Here is a 20153-nt window from a genome sequence, read left to right as displayed (position 1 = left end):
AAGTCTAGGTGGCGCGGGATGCGGCAGGCTGGGGTCATGGAACGAGTGACCGCCGACTCCCTGCCACTGCTGCGCGCCCGCACGAGCGAGAAGTGGACGGCGTTCCCGCCCGAGGTCCTGCCGCTCTTCGTCGCCGAGATGGACTACCCGCTCGCCCCGGTGGTCGCGCAGGCCATCGTCGACCGGGTGCGCGCCTCCGACACCGGCTACGTGGGCTCGCCCGGCCCGCTGGCGCCGGCCTTTGCCGCGTTCGCCGAGCGCACCTGGGGCTGGGCCGTCGACCCGGCCGCCGTGCGGACCGCCACCGACGTGAGCGTCGCCATCGCGGAGGCACTGCGCGTCGTGCTCTCCCCCGGGGACACCGTGGTCGTCACCCCTCCGGTGTACCCGCCGTTCTTCGACCTCGTGCCGGAGGCGGGCGGGGTGGTCGCCGAGGTCCCGCTCGTCGGCTACCGCCTCGACCTCGAGGGGCTTGAGCGCGCGTTCGCCGCCGGCGCCAGGGCGTTCCTGCTGTGCAACCCGCACAACCCGCTCGGGCTCGTGCACACCGCCGAGGAGCTGCGGGCCCTCGCATCCCTCGCCGACCGCTACGGCGTGATCGTGGTGAGCGACGAGATCCACGGGCCGCTCACACACGCCGGCGCCACGTTCACGCCGTACCTCACCGTCTCCGACGCGGCCCGGGACCACGGCCTCACCGTCACCTCCGCCAGCAAGGCGTGGAACCTCGCGGGCGTGAAGTGCGCGATCCTCGTGACGGGCGGCGACCGGATGCAGCGGCTCCTGTCGTCCCTTCCCGAGGAGGTCGGCTTCCGCACGAGCCTGCTCGGGCTGCACGCGAGCGCCGCCGCCTTCGAGCACGGAGCGGAGTGGCTCGCGGGCGCGGTCGCCGCCATCGAGGAGTCGTCGGCGCTGCTGGCCAGGTTGCTCGCCGAGCATCTGCCGCTCGTGGAGTACACCCCGCCGCGCGCCAGCTACCTCGCCTGGCTCGACTTCCGGGCCACGGACTGGGGCGACGACCCGAGCGCGCGCGCCCTTGCCGCCGGCGTCGCACTGAACCCGGGCCTCACCTTCGGCGTGCAGGGCGCCGGCTTCGCGCGCCTCAACCTCGCGTGCGGCCCTGAGGTGCTCACCGAGGCCGTTGAACGGATGGCGCGGGGCTAGCGTGAGCGCACCACCCGCGCTTCGTTCCACACCGGCTCGTCGGACTCGTAGACCTCCCCGTCACTGCCGAACACCAGGAACCTGTCGAACGAGCGGGCGAACCAGCGGTCGTGGGTTACCGCGAGAACGGTGCCCTCGAACTGCCCGAGGGCCACCTCGAGCGCCTCGGCCGAGACCAGGTCGAGGTTGTCCGTCGGCTCGTCCAACAGCAGCAGCGTGACCCCGCTCAGCTCCAGCAGCAGGATCTGCAACCGGGCCTGCTGCCCTCCGCTCAGCGACTCGAACACCTGCTCAGCGCCCTCCACCAGGCCGTAGCGGTCGAGCGCCCGACTCGCGGCCTCGCGGGCGAGGCCCGGCCGGTTGTCGTCACCGCGATGCAGGATGTCGAGCAGAGTTCGCCCCAGGAGGTCCGGATGCTGGTGCGCCTGGGCGAACCAGCCCGGAACCACTCTCGCGCCGAGCTTCGCCCTGCCCGTGTGCGCCACGGGGTCGAGCGCGGCGCCGACGCTCGTGAGGTGCTCCTTCTCCGGCGTCGTGCCGCCCAGGGCGAGAAGCCGCAGGAAGTGCGACTTGCCCGACCCGTTCGACCCGAGCACGGCAACGCGCTCGCCGAACCACACCTCGAGATCGAAGGGCGCCATGAGGCCGGTGAGCCCGAGCTGCTCGCACACGACGGCGCGGTTGCCCGTGCGGGCGCCCTTGAGCCGCATCTTCAGGTCCTGGTCGAGCGGGCGCTCCTGCGGCGGGCCGATCTCCTCGAACTTCCGGAGGCGGGTGAGGGCGGCCTGGTACCGCGACGCGAACGTGTCCATCGCGGTCGCGCGCACCTTGAGGTTGGCGACAAGAGTCTTGAGCTTGGCGTGCTGCTCGTCCCACCGCCGCCGCAGCTCGTCGAGCCTCGCGAGCCGGTCGTTGCGCGCCTCGTGGTAGCTGCCGAAGCCGCCGCCGTGCGTCCACGTCGTGTTGCCCGCGGCCCCGACCTCGACAGTGATGATCCGGTCGGCGGCGCGGGCCAGCAGCTCGCGGTCGTGGCTCACCAGCAGCACAGTCTTGGGAGTCGCCCGCAGCGCCTCCTCGAGCCAGCGCTTGCCGGGAACGTCGAGGTAGTTGTCCGGCTCGTCGAGGAGCAGCACCTGCTCGGGTCCGCGCAGCAGCGCCTCCAGGACGAGCCGCTTCTGCTCGCCGCCCGAGAGGGTGTTGATCTCGCGGTACTTGGCGCGCTCGAACGGCACGCCGAGGGCCTTGACCGTGCAGGTGTCCCACAGGGTCTCCTGGTCGTACCCGCCCGCATCCGAGTAGTCCGCGATGGCTGTTGCGTAGGCCAGCTGATTGGGGGTCGTATCGTCGTCGATGAGCGCGAGCTCCGCGGCATCCAGCGCGAGGGTCGCGGCGCGCACGTCCTTCGGGGCCACCGAGATCAGCAGGTCGCGCACAGTCGAGTCGTCACGGACGTGGCCGACGAACTGGTCCATGACACCGAGCCCGCCGTCAATGCTGATGGCGCCCGAGTCCGCTTTCACCTCGCCCCGGATGATCCGCAGGAGCGTCGACTTGCCTGCGCCATTGGCGCCGATGAGGGCAGCGGTGACACCCTCGCCGACGCGGAACGACACGTCGTCGAGCAGCAGCCTGCCGTCGGCGAGCGAGTAGCTCACCCCGTTGACATCGATGAATCCCATGATCTGCCCCTTACGCTGCCAGGGCAGCCGATCAGCTTATGGCATCAGAAGCTCCCCATCGTCGACGTGATGACCGTCACGAGCAGCGGCAGGACCCCCAGGGCGAGAAAGGCCGGCAGCACGCACAGGCCCAGGGGCAGCATGAGCCGCACTGCGAGCGCTGCCGCTTGTTCCTGCGCCGTGGACCGCGCGGCCGCACGCCGCTCGCGGGCCTCGCTGCGCAGCAGTTCGGCCGCGGGCACGCCGGCGGCCCGGGAGAGCCCCAGCACCCCTTCCACGTCCTCCGCCTCGATCCCGAACCTGCCGACCGCGGCGCCCACCACCGACCGCGCCCGGTCGAGGGAGGCTCCGCCGGAAACGGCGATCGCCATCAGCTCGCAGGAGAGACCCGGAGTCGCCGACACCGGCCGTGCCGCGCGAACCAGGCGGCGGTTCCAGTGCACGGCGAGCGCGAGCAGTCCGCCGCCCGTCGCGAGGCAGGCCCAGCCCAGCGGCGTGCCGAACAGGGTCGCGAGCGTGTTGAAGCCCAGGAGCATCCCGAACAGCACCCCGACCGCGGGCAGGGCGAGCACGATCCGCGCCGTGGCGATCGGCCCGGCGAGCGCCACCCGCGCGTCCCGCTGGGCCTCCCCCAGCTCCCGCAGCGAGAGGGCGTAGTCCCGCAGGGCCGGGGCGAGCGGTGAGCCCGCCTCCGCCGCGACCGCCCAGGCGGCCGCGAGACCGCGCCACGCGTCGTGCTGCAGGCCCGTGGTCCCGCTCGCCGCGTCGAGGAGCTCCGCGCCCGCCGCCACCCGGCGCGCGACGACCGAGTCGAGGGATGCCGCGACATGCCCCCACGCGGAGGCCGGCGCCACCCCCGCCGCGAGCAGCACGGCGAGGCGCTGGGCCACGGCGGCGACCTCGCCGAGCGCGGGAGCGGCGGTCATGCCGCAGCTCGCACCACGAGCCGGTCCCGGGAGTCGAGCTCGAGGGAGCCGAGCTGCGCGAGCCGCCGCATCCCGCCCCGCCGTTCGAGGTGCAGCACGGCGCCGATCGCGCTCACCGCCTGCCGCGCGACCGCTGACGGGCCGAGCCCCGCGAGCGCGCCGAGCGCCTCCAGCCGCGCGGGCACGTCGGCCAGCGAGTTGGCGTGCAGCGTGCCCGCGCCGCCGTCGTGGCCGGTGTTGAGCGCGGCGAGCAGGTCGCGCACCTCCTCGCCGCGGCACTCGCCCAGCACGAGCCGGTCCGGCCGCATGCGCAGGGCCTCCCGCAGCAGGCGGGTGAGGCCGACGCCGCCCGCGCCCTCGAGGTTCGGCTGGCGGGCCTGCAGCGACACGAAGTGGGGATGCTCGACCCGCAGCTCGGCGACATCCTCGATCGCGACGATCCGCTCCGCGGGCCCCGCCTCCGACAGCAGGGCGGAGAGGAGCGTGGTCTTGCCGCTGCCCCCGGCGCCCGTCACCAGCAGGTTCGCACGCGACGCCACCAGCGCGACGACGGGCGCTACCGGCACCTCGTCGAAGAAGCCGGCGGCCGCGAGCCCGGCCACCGTGAGCGGGGTGGTGCGCGGCACCCGTATAGAGAGGAGCGTGCCGCGCGGCGAGATCGGCGGGAGCACCGCGTGCACCCGGATGCCGTCGCGCAGCCGCACATCCACGCATGGGGTCGCCTCGTCGACGTGGCGCCCGCCCAGCGCCACCAGCCGCACGGCGAGCTCGCGCACCCCCGCCTCGTCGAGCTGGGCGGCCGGCTGGCGCTCCAGCCCGCCGCCCCGGTCGACCCACACCGCGTGGGCCCCGTTGACGAACACGTCGGTCACCGCCGGGTCGGCGAGGTACTCGGCGAGGGGGCCGAACTCGGGATGCGGCTGCCGCTGTGACGACGCACCGGGCCGCCGTGCGACGAAGGGCGCAACATCCACCCCGTCACCCTAGGAATGACCTCGCACGTGACCAATCTCCCCACCGGCGTCGGTGCACTGCCCCCGGCTGCTCGACCTGTGCAGGACCTGACTACCGTCCGCTGCCAGCGCCACCACCCACGACTAGCCGATGGCGAAGCCATCTGCGCCTTAAACAGAGAGGGGCGGCGCCTATTGGGGGGAACAGGCGCCGCCACAGCCGCGCGGGATTGGGGGGAATCACGAGCGCGGCCAGCCAAATTTGCATTTGACGAGAGTTAGTGTATCGCACGGTGCCCCGCGGTCAATGGGAGGTTCTAGGATCGAAAGGTTCACCTGTTCATACAGTTCGCGGATCCTGGCAGTCCCGCGAGATCGACGAGGATCCTGATGTCCACTAATTCGATTGACAGCCTGCTGCACGAGAGCCGTCGCTTCCCTCCCACCGGCGAGTTCACGGCCAGCGCGATAGCGAAGCCAGAGCTCTACGACGAGGCGAAGGCCGACCGGGTCGGCTTCTGGGCCGACCAGGCCAGGGAGCTGCTGCACTGGCACAAGCCCTTCACCGAGACCCTCGACTGGTCGAACGCGCCGTTCGCGAAGTGGTTCGCCGACGGCGAGATCAACGTCGCGTACAACTGCCTCGACCGGCATGTGGAGGCCGGCAACGGCGACCGGGTGGCGATCCACTGGGAGGGCGAGCCGGGCGACAGCCGCAGCATCACCTACGCCGAGCTCACGGCGGAGGTGAAGCGGGCGGCCAATGTGCTCGCGAGCCTGGGAATCCAGCAGGGCGATCGTGTCGCCGTCTACATGCCGGTCGTTCCCGAGGCCGTCGTCGCCATGCTCGCCATCGCGCGCCTCGGGGCCGTGCACTCCGTCGTGTTCGGCGGGTTCAGCTCGGAGAGCCTGCGCAGCCGCATCGACGACGCGAGCGCGAAGCTCGTCATCACGGCCGACGGCGGCTGGCGCAAGGGCAAGGTGTTCCCGCTCAAGGCGGCGGTCGACGGGGCGCTCGTCGCCGAGGGCTCGACTGTCGAGCACGTGCTCGTCGTGAAGCGCGGCGACAACGAGGTCGAGTGGGTCGAGGGCCGCGACCTCTGGTGGCACGACGAGCTCGCGAAGGCCGAGCCCGAGCACGTGGCGGAGGGCTTCGAGGCCGAGAACCCGCTGTTCATCCTCTACACGTCGGGCACCACCGGCAAGCCGAAGGGCATCCTGCACACGAGCGGCGGCTACCTGACGCAGGTGGCATCGACGCACCGCAACGTCTTCGACCTGCACCCGGAGACCGACGTCTACTGGTGCACGGCCGACGTCGGCTGGATCACCGGCCACAGCTACGTCGTCTACGGCCCGCTCGCGAACGGCGCCACGCAGGTGATGTACGAGGGAACGCCCGACACTCCCCACCCCGGGCGCTGGTGGGAGATCATCCAGAAGTACGGGGTCAGCACCTTCTACACGGCCCCGACGGCCATCCGGTCGTTCATGAAGCTGGGCCGCGAGATCCCGGATGCCTTCGACCTGTCGTCGATCCGGGTGCTGGGGTCGGTCGGCGAGCCCATCAACCCGGAGGCCTGGATCTGGTACCGGGACGTGATCGGCGCGGGCGCGGCCCCCATCGTGGACACCTGGTGGCAGACCGAGACCGGCGCGATCATGATCTCCGCGCTTCCCGGCATCACCACCCTGAAGCCCGGCTCGGCCCAGGTGCCGATCCCGGGCGTGAAGATCGACATCCTCGGCGAGGACGGCACCCGCGTCGACCCGCCGCAGGGCGGGCTGCTGGTGGTCAGCGAGCCGTGGCCGTCGATGCTGCGCGGCATCTGGGGCGACCCGGAGCGCTTCACGGAGACCTACTGGAGCCGCTTCTCGAAGGACGGCGTGTGGAAGTACTTCGCGGGCGACGGCGCCCACGTGGACTCCGACGGCGACATCGTGCTCCTCGGCCGCGTCGACGACGTGATGAACGTCTCGGGCCACCGGCTCTCCACGCAGGAGATCGAGTCCGCGCTCGTGTCTCACCCGATCGTGGCCGAGGCCGCGGTCGTGGGGGCGGCCGACGAGGCCACCGGCCAGGCGGTCGTGGCGTTCGTCATCCTGCGCTCCGACCAGGAGGGCGCCCAGACCGTCGAGGAGGCCTCAACCCTGCTGCGGGCGCACGTCGCACAGCAGATCGGCGCTATCGCGCGACCCCGGCAGGTGTTCGTGGTCGCGGAGCTGCCGAAGACGCGCTCGGGCAAGATCATGCGGCGGTTGCTGCAGGATGTCGCGGAGGGCCGCGAGCTCGGAGACACGACGACGCTCACCGACACGTCGGTCATGCAGATCATCACCGACAAGCTGAAGTAGGGATCAGGCGGGTTGAGTAGGCCGCCCGCGGCCGTATCGAAACCGGTTTCGATACGCGCGCCTGAGCGCCCTACTCGACCAGCCGCTCGGCGAGCAGCCGCTCGGCGGTGTCGATGTCGCTGAACGGCACCCGCTCGCCATGGGCGACGATCTGGTACGGCTCGTGGCCCTTGCCCTGCAGGAGAACGACGTCGTCGGGGCCTGCGGCATCGATCGCGTAGGCGATGGCGGTAGTACGGTCGCGGATCTCGACCACGGCGGCCGGGTTGGCGAACCCCGCGCGGATGTCGTCGAGGATCGCGTCGCCGTCCTCGTCGTGCACGTCGTCGTCCGTGACGACAACCAGGTCGGAGCCGGCCTCGATGATGCGCGCCATCTCGGGACGCTTCCCGGGGTCGCGGCTGCCGGTCGCGCCGAACACGGTGACGATGCGCGCGTGCCCGGACTCGCGCAGCGCGGTCACGGCCTGCTGCATGGCGTCGGGCGTGTGCCCGGCGTCGACCACGACGAGCGGGAGGGACGGTGAGGGCTGGATGCGGGTCATCCGGCCGAACACGGGCTTGAGCGGGCCCAGCAACTCGGCGACTGTCGCGACCGGCACGCCCTGCGACCACAGCACCGCGGCGCACGCCAGCAGGTTGTCGATGTTGAACCTGCCGATGAGCGAGCTTGCGACGGGATGCCGCTCCCCCTCGATCACGAGGTCGAACTCGATCCCCTGGGTGGTGAGGCGCACGTTCTCGCCCTGGACCACCGCGGCGGAGTGCCCGCGGGAGCTGACCCCGACCCTCCGGATCGAGCCCGGAAGCCGCTCGAAGTGGTCCAGCCCGAAGTCGTCGTCGACGTTGACGACGGCGGCGGTGACCCCCGGCAGGCCGAAGATCTTCGCCTTCTGCCGCGCGTACTCCTCCATCGTGCCGTGGTAGTCGAGGTGGTCGCGCGTGAGGTTGGTGAAGACCACGGTGTCGAATCGCACCCCGGCGACGCGCTCCTGCTCGAGGGCGTGGGAGCTGACCTCCATCGCCACACGCTCGACACCGCGGGCCACGAAGTCGGCGAGGTACTGGTGCACAGTCGTCACCTGCGGAGTTGTCATCCCCATGTTGATGCGGGGCTCGCCGGTGATGCCGGCCCCGAGCGTGCCGATGGTCGCCGACGGCACCCCGAGCGCCTCCCAGGACTGGGTCAGCAAGAAGGACGTCGAGGTCTTCCCGTTGGTGCCGGTGATGCCGACCATCGTGAGCGACTGCGAGGGATGCCCGGTGAACTCGTCGGCCATGGCTCCGAGCACCGACTTCAGGTCGGCCACGCGGTACACGTCGAGGGGCATGTGCTGCCCCTCGACTGCCGCGGCGTCGACGAGCACTGCCGCCGCACCGCGCGCGAACGCGTCCTCCACGAACGGCAGCGCGGGCGCCCCCGGCCTGCCGAGCGCGACGAAGATGTCGCCCTTCTCCAACTCGCGCGTGTCCTGGACAAGGCGTCGCCCTCGAATCGAGATGCCCGCGAGCGCCGGGTCGAACGCACCGAGATCGAGGTCGTGGACTACCGCGCTCGCACCGGATTTGCCGTCTGACCAGACTTCCGTCACGCGAACTCGAACACGAACTCGATCTCGACAGGGGCGTCGAGCGGTAGCACGGCCACGCCCACCGCGCTGCGGGCGTGGGCGCCCGCCTCGCCGAAGATCTCGCCGAGCAGCTCGGACGCGCCGTTGATCACGCCGGGCTGGCCCGTGAACGACGGGTCGGAGGCGACGAAGCCCACGACCTTCACCACGCGCGTGATGCGCTCGAGGGAGCCGATCACGCTGTGCGCGGCGGCCAGGCCGTTGAGCACGCAGGTGCGGGCCATCTCCTTCGCGGCCTCGGCGTCGATCTCCGCACCGACCTTGCCGGTCGCGGGCAGCGCGCCCTCCACGAACGGCAGCTGGCCCGCGGTGAACACCAGGTTGCCGGAGACCACCGCCGGCACGTACGCCGCGACGGGCTTGGCCACCGCGGGGATCGCGATCCCCAGCTCCGCCAGGCGATCATCGAGTTTCGACATCAGGACTCCCTCTTCTCACGCTTCAGGTAGGCGACGAGTCCGCCCTCGGGGCCGGTCACGATCTGGACGAGCTCCCACCCCTCCGAACCCCAGTTGTTGAGGATCGCGGCGGTGTTGTGGATCATGAGCGGGGTCGTAAGGTACTCCCACTGGGTCATTTGTCGGCGTCCGTTCAGCTTGGGTCACGGGTTCATCCCGTACCCTGATTGTATGTCTGCCCAAAAAACCCCGCGTCGAGGTGTGCTCTCCGCGGTTGCCGGAATTGTCGGCTTCAGCGCTCTCTCCGGTCTTCTCGTGACCGTCATGGTCGCTCCCGCGCTCGCCGTCACGGGCATCACCGCGTCGAGCACCATCGGCATCTTCGACAGCCTCCCCGAGTACATCGAGATCGGGCAGCAGCCCGAGCGCAACGAGCTCTACGCGACCTTCACGGGCCGCGGCTCCGAGAATGGGCAGTTCAAGTTCGCGACCATCTACGACCAGAACCGCCAGGAGGTGCCGTACGACAAGATCTCCAAGTTCGTCCTCGACGCCACGGTGGACGGTGAGGACTCGAGGTTCTTCGAGCACGGCGGCGTCGACGTGGCGTCGGTCATCCGCGCTGCGGTGGGCAACGTCGTGGGCGGCGACATCGCCTCCGGCGCGTCGACGCTCTCCATGCAGCTCGTCAAGAACCTCTTCGTGCAGCAGGCGCTGGACAAGCCCACTCAGGAAGACCGCGACAAGGCGTACAGAGAGGCAACAGCAACGACCTTCGACCGCAAGCTCAGCGAGATGAAGCTTGCCATCAGCCTCGAGAAGAAGTACACGAAGAAGGAAATCCTCGTCGCGTACCTCAACATCGCGAACTTCGGCAACGCCACCTACGGCATTCAGGCCGCCGCTCAGCGCTACTACAGCGTCGATGCCGACAAGCTCACGCTCGACCAGGCCGCGAGCCTGATCGCCATCGTGCAGTACCCCAACCAGCGAAACCTCGGCGACCCCGAGAACTTCGAGGCGAACACGATCCGCCGCGACTTCATCCTCGGCCGGATGCTTGCTGCCGGTGACATCACCCAGGCCGAGCACGACGAGGCCGTCGCGGTCCCGGTCGACGAGACAACCATCAAGCCGTCCGAGTCGTCGAACGGATGTATCGCGGCCAACCAGTACGCGCGCTGGTTCTGCGACTACGTCGTCAAGAGCGTCAAGGACTTCGAGTTCCTGGGCCCGGACGAGGCGACCCGCGAGGCGAACTGGAAGCGCGGCGGCTACAAGCTGTACACGACCCTGGACCTCGACATCCAGATTCCCGTGCAGCAGGCGGTATGGACGTACGCCCCCAACACGGAGACAGCCTTCTCGCTCGGCAGCGCCGTCGACACCGTGCAGCCCGGCACTGGCCGCGTGCTCGTCATGGCCGAGAACATGATCTTCAACGACACCCTCGACGGTGGCGGGCCCGGCACCTCCGCGGTCAACTACAACACCAGCTATGACTACGGCGGCTCGAGCGGCATCCAGCCCGGATCCACGTACAAGCTGTTCACGCTCCTGGACTGGCTCATCAAGGGCAAGGGGACGGAGGAGCGGGTCAACGCGACCGCGAACCAGAAGGAGCCCTTCTCCGCCTATAAGGCGTGCGGCGAGGTTTCCGGCAGCGGCACGTTCTCCTTCAAGAACAACGCAGGCGAGACGGGCATCTACACAGTCCGAGACGGCACGGTGAACTCGGTCAACGGTGTGTTCTTCTCCATGGCGAAGCAGCTCGACCTCTGCGATATCCGGGATGTCGCGGCCAGCCTGGGCGTCGAGCGCGCCGACGGTGCCCCGCTCGAGGTCAACCCGACCTCGATCATCGGAACGAACACGGTGACCCCGTTGAGCATGGCCTCGGCCTACGCGGGTGTCGCGGCGCTCGGCAAGTGGTGCAAGCCCATCATCGTCGACTCGTTCGTCGACCCGGACGGCGTCACCAAGCCCGCTCAGACTCCGCAGTGCAAGCAGGCGATCGCACCCAACATCGCCGCGACCGCGATCGACGTGATGAAGGGCGTCATGACCTCGGGCAACCAGGTCTACGGCAACCCCGAAGACGGCGTCCCGCTGTTCGGCAAGACCGGAACTACCGACTCGGGCAACCAGACGTGGGTAGCCTCGGGGACCACCAAGGGCGCGTCGGTGGTGTGGGTCGGCAACAGCATCGGCGACTACAACATCCTCGACACCGGCTACGAGGGCGTGTCTGGCATCCTGCTGAGGCACTACATATCTCTTGCAGTGGTCACCGCCCTCGACAACAAGTTCGGTGGCGACGACTGGCCCGCACCCGACCCGGCCCTTGTCACCGGTGGCGGCCTGGCCGTGCCGGACGGGCTGATCGGCCTGAGTCCGGAATCCGCGAAGGCTCTTCTCGAGGGCCTCGGCTTCATGTACGCGGACGGCGGACCGATTGACTCGGAGGTACCGGCCGGGAAGGTCGCTGCGACCGACCCGCCTGCCGGCTCGAGCTCGGCCAAGGGCGCCACCATCACGGTGTACACGAGCAAGGGCAACAAGGTCGCGTTCCCCGACGTGGTCGGGAATGGGATCTCCAGCGACTACGGATCTGCTCAGGCCTCTCTCTCAGGGGCCGGGTACACGAATATCGCACCTCAGGCGTGCACCGTGCTCAAGCCGACCGCTGCCTACCCGGCAGACCCGGTCGACCCGGGAGACCCGCGCATCAACCACATCCAGGCGTCGACACCCGCCCCGGGTGCCTACACGGTGAAGAGCGCGCTAGTCACCCTGTACGTCGGCCAGATCAGCTGTTGAGCCACTCGCCTGCACGGACGGCTGCCACCGCACTGGGTGTGGCGGCAGCCGCCGGTGCGGCGGCATTCGCCTGGGGGGCGCTCGTCGAGCGCAACCGGTTCACGATCCGGCACGAGACGGTGCCGGTGCTCGACGCGGGTGCGCGCCCGCTGACGGTGCTGCACCTCTCCGACCTGCACATGGCTCCCTGGCAGGAGCGCAAGCAGGAGTGGGTGAAGTCGCTCGCGCTGCTCGAGCCCGATCTCATCGTGAACACCGGGGACAACCTCGGCCACCCCGATGGGATCGAGGGGCTTGAGCGCGCGCTGCAGGTGTTCGCGGGCATCCCGGGAGTTTTCGTCCACGGCTCGAACGACTACTTCGGGCCGCAGTTCAAGAACCCGTTCACGTACTTCTCCGGTCCGTCGGGGCGGGCGAAGCGTCCCGGCACGCTCGACACCGCCCGGATGGAGCGGTACTTCGAGGACACGCTCGGGTGGCTCTCCCTCAACAACGCGGCGCGCGCGATCGAGATCCGGGGGTCGCGCCTGGAGTTCTTCGGCACCAACGACGCCCACCGCGACTGGGACCGCCTCGACGTGCTCCCCGGCGTCATCGAGGAGATGCGGGAGAACGTCGGCTGGCAGGATGTGCGGTCCGGGCCCGACCCGGTAGCCATCGGCGTGACCCACGCCCCGTACCGGCGGGTGCTCGACTCGTTCGTGACCAACGGCGCCGAGCTGATCTTCGCCGGGCACACCCACGGCGGTCAGGTCCGCGTCCCCGGGCTGCCCGCTCTCGTGACCAACTGCGACATCCCCCGGGAGCAGGCGCAGGGGCTCAGCGTGTGGCACCACGCCCGCCACGCGGCCTACCTGGAGGTGAGCGCGGGCATCGGAACCTCCATCTACGCGCCCGTCAGGTTCGCCTGCCCGCCCGAAGCCGTCGTAGTGACGCTCACCCCCGGAGATATCGGCTATTCTTGATGAGTTCGCGCCGCAGGGTGCGAGTGATCGGGGTGTGGCGCAGCTTGGTAGCGCGCTTCGTTCGGGACGAAGAGGTCGTGGGTTCGAATCCCGCTACCCCGACAGTGAGAAGGGCCGCCAGACTTCTGGCGGCCCTTTCGCGTATGTTCGGCAGTTCTAGGCGAAGTCCGCGTCGGGCGCGCTCACGTAGCTCGCCTCGACGCGCGGCCGGTACCCGTTGTTGAGCACGCCGCCGCTCTCCTCGAGGTAGCACGATCCGCACAGCGACTCGTACGTGACATCCACCCCGTCGATGGCGACCTGGTCGCCGTCGAAGATGTAGCGGTCGCCGACTTTCCGGGCGTTGAACACCGCTTTGCGGCCGCAGCGGCAGATCGTCTTGAGCTCTTCGAGGGAGTGCGAGATCTCGAGCAGCCGCCGGCTGCCGGGGAAGGCGACAGTCTGGAAGTCGGTGCGGATGCCGTAGGCCAGCACGGGCGTGCCCTCGAGGATCGCGATGCGCAGCAGGTCGTCGACCTGGCTCTCGGTGAAGAACTGGGCCTCATCGACCAGGAGGCAGCTCACGGGGGATCCGGTGCGCTCGAAGACCGCCGCCCGCATGCGCAAGAACTTCTCGTAGATATCCTCGTCGGGTGCGACGGTGAAGTCGACGGAACGGGTCATGCCCAGCCGCGAGACGATCGTGGACTCGCCCTTGGTGTCGATCTCGGGCTTGGCGAGCAGTACCTGCTGCCCGCGCTCCTCGTAGTTGAACGCGGCCTGGAGCAACGCCGTGCTCTTGCCGCTGTTCATCGCACCGTAGCGGAAGTACAGCTTGCTCATCAGGCGAGATTATCAGGCGAGGTAGCCATCCTCGGCTGCCCGGCGGATGAGCTCGGCCTTCTTGCTGGCGGGCCGGTTGGCTTTCGCGTACTTCTCGCGGACGCGGCGGAGGTAGGTCTTGGCGGTCTCGTACTGCACGTTCATCCGCTCTGCCACTTCCGGCGTACTGAGCCCGGAGACGTACAGGGTGAACGCCTGCACCTCGCCCGCGCTGAGCTTCGGGCGGGCCTGTGCGGTGACACCGACGGGCGGCGGGCGCCAGTCGCGCTGGTAGCTGGGCCCGAGCTCGAGCCCCATGACGGTGCGCGCGGCGTCCATCACCTCGCGCATCGGCAGCGACTTGGAGAGGAATGCGGCGGCACCGGCGGCCAGGGCGCGCTCTCGCGACTCGCGGGTGTCCAGGCTGGAGAGGACGATGACCTTCGCGCCGGCGGCACGGCAAGTGCGCACGCGCGCCTCGATGGAGACGGGCTCGCGCAGTTGGAAGTCGATGAACACGAGGTCTGTCGGGAAGTTGTCGCTGTGCACGAGCTGGAGCCACGTGCTCGCGCTCAGCACCAGGTCGAAGTCGGGCGCGTTGGAGGAGATCCAGCTGCTGAGGCTGTCGAGGAGCACCTCGTGGTCGTCGAGGATCGCGAGGCGGATGCGGTCGATCGGCGCCGGGTCAGGTGCGGGAGCCTGCAGCACGGTTTCGCTCATAAGAGAACTATGTCACCCGGTCTACCCCCGTTTGTACCCCACAACCGGGGTACGTCTCCACAGCGCTGTCCGGTTCTCAGAACAGCGTGGGCTGGGCGGCGCCCGGCGGAAGCTCCTCGGCGATCAGCGAGCCGAACCGCGGCGTTCGCAGCGACCGCGTCGACGGGTTCATCGTTCCGCGCTCGAGCCCGTACTGCCGGACAAGCGGCCCGATCTTCGCGGCCAGCCACTGCCGGTACGCCTTGGGCGCATAGGCCCCGCCGCCGTACATGGCGCGGTAGCGAGGCAGGAGCTCGGGATGCTCGCGCTCGAGCCAGGCCATGAACCACTCTTTGGCGCCCGGCCGCAGGTGCAGGGCCGAGTACATCACGGCGCTCCCGCCCGCGTCCCTGATGCTCCTGAGCGCCTCGTCGAGGTGCGCCCGGGTGTCCGTGAGATACGGGAGGATCGGCATCATGAAGACCGTGCAGTCGAGCCCGGCATCCCGGATCGCCCTCACGGTCTCGAGCCGCCCCTTGGTCGCCGGCGCGCCGGGCTCCGCGGTCATGCGCAGGGCGTCGTCGTGGATGGCGATCGTCATCGCCAGGTCGACGGGCACGTGCTCACCGGCCTCGGCGAGCAGCGGCAGGTCGCGCCGCAGCAGGGTGCCCTTCGTGAGGATGCTGAACGGGGTGCCGCTGTGGGCGAGCGCGGCGATGATCCCGGGCATCAGCCGGTAGCGGCCCTCCGCCCGCTGGTACGGGTCGGTGTTGGTGCCGAGGGCGACAGCCTCGTGCTTCCAGGACGGCTTGGCCAGCTCTCGGGCGAGCACCTCGGCGACGTTCACCTTGACGACGATCTCGCCGTCGAAGTCCTTGCCGGCATCGAGGTCGAGGTAGGTGTGGGTGTTCCTCGCAAAGCAGTTGTGGCTGACAACCCCGTTGGCGATGAAGTCGCCCGTGCCCGTCGTGATGTCATACATGTCCTCGTCGTACCCGAGCGCTTCAACTGAACGCACGCGCAGGTCGGCGCTCGATTTGATCGCCATCCCCTCGATCGAGAGCTTGCGAGTGATCGCGGGCCCAACGAGCTGGAAGAACCGCTCGCGCATCTGAAGGCCCCCGATCACGCGCACCATGGAGACACCGATCGCATTCGGTCCGTCCGTCGCGTGAGTCACACCAAGCTCACCCATGGACTCGCGGATCTGATCCAGAATCTCGTCGTCGCCGTTGGAGATACGCAGGATTCCGCGCGAGTGGCTGCCCTCGGCATCGAAGATCCCCGCAAGAAACCCCCTATGCCAGAACAGGGACTCCTCGGTGCGCCAGCTCACGAGCTCGGTGATCCGGTCGAAAGCCGCCCTGTTGGCAATGCGAATTCCGGTCATCGGTCTGTGCCGCTCGTTGCCCGGAGTGAAGGCGAATCGAGCGGTCTCGACTCCTTCGATCTCGAGATATGTCTTCGCTCGCTCCAGGGCCTCGGTGTCGGCAAGCGCAAGCCGGAACTGATGGAGCCTGCCCCGTGTGCCGCTGGCCCGCGTGTACTCGTGCATTGCCAGATGACCGTCCCCGCGGATCATCCCGCTCAGATAGCCGCGGCGGTAGTCAGGATGATGCAACGGGGCCCGGTCGAGCTCGTCGAGCCCCGTGGTCCCGAACCCCACGAGAGAGTTGTTCGTCGTGAGATGCGGGCGCGCACCGACCCCGCGGTCTTCTCCCGTCACGTGTTTCCAGCCCCGGTCGGTCAGGAACCTGTGCTCGCCGCTCGCCGTTAGCTGTGTGCCATCGGCGAGTGTGACGCGGTGCGCAGGCTTGCGGGTCTGCCAGTGCGCGAGCACCGTCGTGGCGACGTAGCGCCGATACCCACCGCGCGACTCGGTGCCAAGGACGCTATCGCCCACCCGGACATCCCACAGCGGCTTCTGCGTGCCATCGGCCATGAGCACAAGGGTGTCTGCACCCAGGCAGAAGACACACGCGTGGCTGCAGCCGCGGTACGGGTTGATCGTCCAGTTGAAGGGCATCGCGCTGTCGCCAGGAACGTGGTTGAGGGCGGACTTGGCGGCGACCTCGTGGAAGCGCATGCCGGCGAACTCGGGAGTGGTGACCGAGCGCATGAGGTTGCCCAGCTTCAGGCCGGGCAGCGTGCTCGTCTCGTCGCTCGCCAGTTCCTGCCCGCTCCACCGCATGGACCGATTCGAACATATGTTCGAATGTCTGTCAATCCCGAGGGATCAAGCGCTGATGTTGAGGGCCTTCGCCGTGCGCGCGATCGTCTTCTCCGCGAGGGCGGGGTCGTCGGAGAGCTGGGTGCCGTAGCTCGGGATCATCTCCTTCAGGCGCGGGCGCCAGGCGTCCATCCGGTCGGGGAAGCACTTCTCGACGAGGCCGAGCATGATCGGCACGGCCGTCGACGCGCCGGGAGACGCCCCCAGCAGGCCGGCGATCGAGCCGTCGGATGCCGCGACCACCTCGGTGCCGAACTGGAGCACGCCGATCTTCTTGCGGTCCTTCTTGATGACCTGCACCCGCTGGCCCGCGGTGATCTGGTACCAGTCCTCCGGCTTGGCGTCGGGGAAGAACTGCTGCAGCTCCGCGAACTTGGTCTTCTTGGATGCCACGAGCTGGCCGATCAGGTACTTCACCAGGCCGAGATTGCCGAGGCCGGCAGCGACCATCGGGAACAGGTTGTGCCAGCGGATCGAGGTGAACAGGTCGACGAGCGACCCGGTCTTGAGGAACTTGGGGCTGAAGCCCGCGTACGGCCCGAACATGAGGCTGCCCGTGCCGTCGACGACGCGCAGGTCGAGGTGCGGCACCGACATGGGCGGCGAGCCGACAGCCGCCTTTCCGTAGACCTTCGCCCTGTGCCGCGCGACGAGCTCGGGGTTGTCCGTGCGCAGGAACTCCCCGCTCACGGGGAAGCCGCCGAAGCCGCGGATCTCCTTGATGCCCGACTTCTGCAGGAGGCCGAGGGCGTAGCCGCCGGCACCCACGAAGACGAAGCGAGCGGTGACCGGCTCAACGGGCGTGCCCCCGATGTCGCGGCGCAGGGACAGCTTCCACAGACCGTCGCGGGTGCGCGACAGGTTCTTGACCACGACCTCGGTGTTGAGGCCCGCGCCGCCCTCGACAAGGTTCTTCGTGAGGAGGTGCGAGAGCGCTCCGAAGTCGACATCCGTGCCGGCCGCGATGCGCGTGGCGGCAATGGGCTCGCTCTTGCGGCGGCCGGGGATCATGAGGGGCGCCCACTGGCGGATGGTGCGTGCATCCGTGGAGAATTCCATGCCCTGGAACAGCGGGTGGTCCTTGAGGGCCTCGTAGCGCTTGCGGAGGTACTCGACGTTCGCCTCGCCCCACACGAAGCTCATGTGGGGTGTCGCGTTGATGAAGGCCTGCGGCTCGGGCAGGGCGCCGGAGCCGACGAGGAAAGACCAGAACTGGCGCGAGACCTGGAACTGCTCGTTGACCTTGACCGCGCTCGCGATGTCGATGCTGCCGTCGGCGCGCTCGGGCGTGTAGTTCAGCTCGCACAGGGCCGAGTGGCCGGTGCCGGCGTTGTTCCAGGGGTTCGAGCTCTCGAGGGCGAGATCGCCCAGCCGCTCGAAGATCTGGATGTCCCAGTCGGGCTGGAGCTGGCGAAGTAGTGCTCCGAGGGTCGCGCTCATGATGCCGCCGCCGATGAGGGCGACATCCACGGGTTTACTCACTACTTCATTCTAGGCTCGGCGGGCGGTGGGGACCCGCCCCGGGGCCCGTCAAGAAGTGCGGTTCTTGACGGGCCCGGAACGGATCAGTCGACGAGCACCCCGGTCTCGACGGGCTCGGGGAGCGCGATGACGCCGTCCACGAGGCTCACCACGGAGCTCCACCACCCGTCGTTGACCTTCATGGCGTAGCCGGGGACGAGCCAGGCGTTGCCGTCGGCATCCCACATCAGCAGCAGGGTCGACTCCGCGGTCTCGACGGTGACGTTGACGACCTCGGGAGTGGGGGTGTCGGTCGGGATCGGGTCGACCGGGATCGGGTCGGTGGGCACGGGCTCGGCCGTGGCCTCCGGGTCGGCGGTCGGGTCTGAGGTCGGGTCTGCGGAGGGGTCGGTCGCCGGGTCAGTCGGCTCGACTGTCGGGTCGGTCGCCGGGTCGGTGGCGGGCTCTGCCGGCTCGGTGGCGGGCTCGTCCGTCGCTGCACCTGCCTTGCTGTCCGCGGCGTAGAGGACTGCACCGCCCTGGTAGTCGGGGCCGGCGGAGCCCCACCAGCGGCCGTCGTCGAGGCGGTCGACGGCGTCGACCGCGGAGACCGTGCCGTAGCTGCCTCGGGACTCGACCGAGACCGAGTGGCCGTAGGCCCACGAGATGTCGCCGGTGTTCGACCAGGTGATGCTCCAGTCGAGCGCGGTCTTCGCGCCGTCGACCACGAGGTTGGCGGTCGCTGTCGTGCTCCAGTCGTCGGCGTAGGTGGTGATGTCTGCCGCGTCCACCTTGAAGCCGCTCTGGGCCAGGAGTGCCTGCGCCTGAGCGCGGGCGTCGTCCTCGCTGGGAGCCTGGTTCGCCGGCGCGTCGGCCGGCAGCGTGCATCCGTAGTCCACCGCCTGCTCGGCCGTGACGCTGGGGTCGCAGATGTAGAACGAGCTGGCCGCGGGGTCGGAGTACCACCAGTCCCCGGTGCCCGACCAGGTGACGCTCACGGTGGGTGCCGAGCCGTCCTCCGGGCCGACGATCCACGTCGGGTTGCTCGCGTCGGAGTAGCTGGCCTTCGCGGGCGAGCCGCCGACGCCGAAGATACCGGCGATCTCGGAGGCGCGCTGCTCGGGGTCGCCGTCGAGTACGAGCTGGTAGACGTTCCCGCTGCCGGTGGCGGTCGAGAGGCCCTCGCCCGCCGAGTAGTTGTAGTCCACCCACCAGCCGACCTTCATCGACTCGGCTGCGGGCGACACCGCGTCCTGCGCGCCGGCAGAGGCTCCGGATGCCGCGGCCGCCGTGAAGAGGGGCGCGCGGTTGAACGTGGGAGCCACGACCAGCGCGCCGATGGCGACCACCGCGACCGCGAGGCCGGCGCCGCCCGCGATGCGGAGGGTGCGCGCCGGGTTCGCCAGGCGCGGTGCGGGGTGGGCGGCCGCGCCGCTCACGATGTCGGTGGAGAGCTCGGGGGCCGACGAGCCGTTGAGGCTGCGCTTCAGGCGGGCCGAGATGTCGTTGTCGAAGTTGCTCATACCGGGGTTATGTCGCGACCGCTTCGGTTCTTTCAGCCGAGGTCGGACTTTCTTCCCCCGGCAGCAGCTCGCGCAGCCGCTTCTTCGCGCGGTGCACCCGGATCGTCGCCGCGTTCACGCTCACGCCGAGAGCGACGGCGAGCTCGGCCGGGGCAAGCTCCTCCACGAGTGCGAGCGCGAGCACCTCGCGCTCGGCGGGCCGCAGCTGCCGCCAGGCCGCCGCGAGCGACGCGTCGGCCACGACGATCTCCTCCGCCGAGGGCGACGAGTCCGCGGGGCGCAGCGACGCGATCAGGGCGAAGCCCGAGGCCTCCCTGCGGCGGTGGTTGGACACCACGTTCGCGGCGATGCGGTAGAGCCAGGGCAGCTCCTCCCCCGGAGCGACCGAGGCGCGCTTGCGCCATGCGATCGCGAACACGTCGGCGGCGAGGTCCTCCACCGCCTGGCGCGGCACGCGGCGGAACAGGTAGCCGCTCACGGCGGGAAGGTACTGCACGTAGGCGCGCTCGAACTGCGCGTCGGGGGTCTCCATGGGGCAAGCATGAACAT

The 20153-nt window shown here is 69.5% G+C and carries 16 protein-coding genes and 1 tRNA gene; 5 read left to right on the top strand and 12 right to left on the bottom strand.

Translation table 11 applies throughout. The features are described from left to right. The first annotated feature begins 36 nt into the window (after window positions 1-36). Window positions 37-1164 (top strand): MalY/PatB family protein, encoded by a 1128-nt coding sequence (locus tag AC1RTC_RS15490; RefSeq protein ID WP_493157224.1) that lies wholly within the window; start codon window positions 37-39, stop codon window positions 1162-1164. On the opposite strand, the gene AC1RTC_RS15485 is transcribed toward AC1RTC_RS15490, so the two are convergent. The 3 genes from AC1RTC_RS15485 to AC1RTC_RS15475 are packed head-to-tail and all read right to left on the bottom strand — an operon-like array spanning window position 1161 to window position 4743. Next, entirely contained in the window at window positions 1161-2843 is a 1683-nt protein-coding gene (locus tag AC1RTC_RS15485; RefSeq protein ID WP_493157222.1) for an ABC-F family ATP-binding cassette domain-containing protein, read from the bottom strand. The genes AC1RTC_RS15490 and AC1RTC_RS15485 overlap by 4 nt on opposite strands. Before the next feature lie 44 nt (window positions 2844-2887). Further along, window positions 2888-3769 (bottom strand): type II secretion system F family protein, encoded by an 882-nt coding sequence (locus AC1RTC_RS15480; RefSeq protein WP_493157220.1) that lies wholly within the window; start codon window positions 3767-3769, stop codon window positions 2888-2890. Beyond that, the gene (locus AC1RTC_RS15475) at window positions 3766-4743 is read right to left on the bottom strand and encodes a TadA family conjugal transfer-associated ATPase (protein ID WP_493157218.1); all 978 of its coding nucleotides are present in this window, start codon (window positions 4741-4743) and stop codon (window positions 3766-3768) included. The genes AC1RTC_RS15480 and AC1RTC_RS15475 overlap by 4 nt, the downstream gene beginning before the upstream one ends. Before the next feature lie 369 nt (window positions 4744-5112). Here AC1RTC_RS15475 and acs point away from each other — a divergent pair, with 369 nt between their 5' ends. Continuing rightward, complete coding sequence (gene acs, locus AC1RTC_RS15470; RefSeq protein ID WP_493157216.1) at window positions 5113-7077, top strand: acetate--CoA ligase; 1965 nt, start codon at window positions 5113-5115, stop codon at window positions 7075-7077. Window positions 7078-7147: 70 nt separating this feature from the next. On the opposite strand, the gene AC1RTC_RS15465 is transcribed toward acs, so the two are convergent. The 3 genes from AC1RTC_RS15465 to sp36 are packed head-to-tail and all read right to left on the bottom strand — an operon-like array spanning window position 7148 to window position 9284. Next, window positions 7148-8668 (bottom strand): UDP-N-acetylmuramoyl-L-alanyl-D-glutamate--2,6-diaminopimelate ligase, encoded by a 1521-nt coding sequence (locus AC1RTC_RS15465; RefSeq protein WP_493157214.1) that lies wholly within the window; start codon window positions 8666-8668, stop codon window positions 7148-7150. Beyond that, on the bottom strand, window positions 8665-9126 hold the full coding sequence (locus AC1RTC_RS15460; RefSeq protein WP_493157212.1) for a RidA family protein: 462 nt from the start codon (window positions 9124-9126) through the stop codon (window positions 8665-8667). Before AC1RTC_RS15460 ends, AC1RTC_RS15465 begins: the two co-directional genes overlap by 4 nt. After that, the gene (gene sp36 / locus AC1RTC_RS15455) at window positions 9126-9284 is read right to left on the bottom strand and encodes a Sp36 family protein (protein WP_493157211.1); all 159 of its coding nucleotides are present in this window, start codon (window positions 9282-9284) and stop codon (window positions 9126-9128) included. Before sp36 ends, AC1RTC_RS15460 begins: the two co-directional genes overlap by 1 nt. A 52-nt stretch (window positions 9285-9336) precedes the next feature. Between sp36 and AC1RTC_RS15450 the strand changes: the two genes are divergently transcribed. From AC1RTC_RS15450 to AC1RTC_RS15440, 3 genes are all read left to right on the top strand, one after another. After that, complete coding sequence (locus tag AC1RTC_RS15450; RefSeq protein WP_493157209.1) at window positions 9337-11925, top strand: transglycosylase domain-containing protein; 2589 nt, start codon at window positions 9337-9339, stop codon at window positions 11923-11925. After that, window positions 11922-12890 (top strand): metallophosphoesterase, encoded by a 969-nt coding sequence (locus AC1RTC_RS15445; RefSeq protein WP_493157207.1) that lies wholly within the window; start codon window positions 11922-11924, stop codon window positions 12888-12890. The genes AC1RTC_RS15450 and AC1RTC_RS15445 overlap by 4 nt, the downstream gene beginning before the upstream one ends. A 28-nt stretch (window positions 12891-12918) precedes the next feature. Continuing rightward, a tRNA-Pro gene (locus AC1RTC_RS15440) sits at window positions 12919-12992 on the top strand. A 54-nt stretch (window positions 12993-13046) separates the two neighbouring features. Here the strand turns inward: AC1RTC_RS15440 and AC1RTC_RS15435 are convergent. The 6 genes from AC1RTC_RS15435 to AC1RTC_RS15410 form a co-directional block, all read right to left on the bottom strand. Continuing rightward, window positions 13047-13712: a thymidine kinase gene (locus tag AC1RTC_RS15435; protein ID WP_493157205.1), complete on the bottom strand. Its 666-nt coding sequence runs from the start codon at window positions 13710-13712 to the stop codon at window positions 13047-13049. A gap of 12 nt (window positions 13713-13724) precedes the next feature. After that, on the bottom strand, window positions 13725-14411 hold the full coding sequence (locus AC1RTC_RS15430; protein ID WP_493157203.1) for a response regulator transcription factor: 687 nt from the start codon (window positions 14409-14411) through the stop codon (window positions 13725-13727). 76 nt (window positions 14412-14487) lie between these two features. Next, window positions 14488-16581 carry an intein-containing Rv2578c family radical SAM protein gene (locus AC1RTC_RS15425; protein WP_493157201.1) on the bottom strand — a complete coding sequence of 698 codons (2094 nt, stop codon included), beginning with the start codon at window positions 16579-16581 and terminating at the stop codon, window positions 14488-14490. A 45-nt stretch (window positions 16582-16626) separates the two neighbouring features. Beyond that, window positions 16627-18102: a malate:quinone oxidoreductase gene (locus AC1RTC_RS15420; RefSeq protein WP_493157199.1), complete on the bottom strand. Its 1476-nt coding sequence runs from the start codon at window positions 18100-18102 to the stop codon at window positions 16627-16629. 83 nt (window positions 18103-18185) lie between these two features. Then, complete coding sequence (locus AC1RTC_RS15415; RefSeq protein ID WP_493157197.1) at window positions 18186-19604, bottom strand: hypothetical protein; 1419 nt, start codon at window positions 19602-19604, stop codon at window positions 18186-18188. Between the two features lie 7 nt (window positions 19605-19611). After that, complete coding sequence (locus tag AC1RTC_RS15410; protein ID WP_493157195.1) at window positions 19612-20136, bottom strand: RNA polymerase sigma factor; 525 nt, start codon at window positions 20134-20136, stop codon at window positions 19612-19614. Between the last annotated feature and the right edge of the window lie 17 nt (window positions 20137-20153).

This window comes from Rhodoglobus sp. GW821-FHT12B09, assembly GCF_058809925.1.
Note: the sequence above shows the minus strand (reverse complement) of the source record. Positions and strands in the feature narration are given on the sequence as shown.

What these genes read in the sequence shown, in the direction of transcription:
- AC1RTC_RS15490 (WP_493157224.1), top strand. Translation starts at nt 37, where the DNA reads ATGGAACGAGTGACCGCCGACTCCCTGCCACTGCTGCGCGCCCGCACG.
- AC1RTC_RS15485 (WP_493157222.1), bottom strand. Translation starts at nt 2,843, where the DNA reads ATGGGATTCATCGATGTCAACGGGGTGAGCTACTCGCTCGCCGACGGC.
- AC1RTC_RS15480 (WP_493157220.1), bottom strand. Translation starts at nt 3,769, where the DNA reads ATGACCGCCGCTCCCGCGCTCGGCGAGGTCGCCGCCGTGGCCCAGCGC.
- acs (WP_493157216.1), top strand. Translation starts at nt 5,113, where the DNA reads ATGTCCACTAATTCGATTGACAGCCTGCTGCACGAGAGCCGTCGCTTC.
- AC1RTC_RS15460 (WP_493157212.1), bottom strand. Translation starts at nt 9,126, where the DNA reads ATGTCGAAACTCGATGATCGCCTGGCGGAGCTGGGGATCGCGATCCCC.
- sp36 (WP_493157211.1), bottom strand. Translation starts at nt 9,284, where the DNA reads ATGACCCAGTGGGAGTACCTTACGACCCCGCTCATGATCCACAACACC.
- AC1RTC_RS15450 (WP_493157209.1), top strand. Translation starts at nt 9,337, where the DNA reads ATGTCTGCCCAAAAAACCCCGCGTCGAGGTGTGCTCTCCGCGGTTGCC.
- AC1RTC_RS15435 (WP_493157205.1), bottom strand. Translation starts at nt 13,712, where the DNA reads ATGAGCAAGCTGTACTTCCGCTACGGTGCGATGAACAGCGGCAAGAGC.
- AC1RTC_RS15430 (WP_493157203.1), bottom strand. Translation starts at nt 14,411, where the DNA reads ATGAGCGAAACCGTGCTGCAGGCTCCCGCACCTGACCCGGCGCCGATC.
- AC1RTC_RS15425 (WP_493157201.1), bottom strand. Translation starts at nt 16,581, where the DNA reads ATGCGGTGGAGCGGGCAGGAACTGGCGAGCGACGAGACGAGCACGCTG.
- AC1RTC_RS15415 (WP_493157197.1), bottom strand. Translation starts at nt 19,604, where the DNA reads ATGAGCAACTTCGACAACGACATCTCGGCCCGCCTGAAGCGCAGCCTC.
- AC1RTC_RS15410 (WP_493157195.1), bottom strand. Translation starts at nt 20,136, where the DNA reads ATGGAGACCCCCGACGCGCAGTTCGAGCGCGCCTACGTGCAGTACCTT.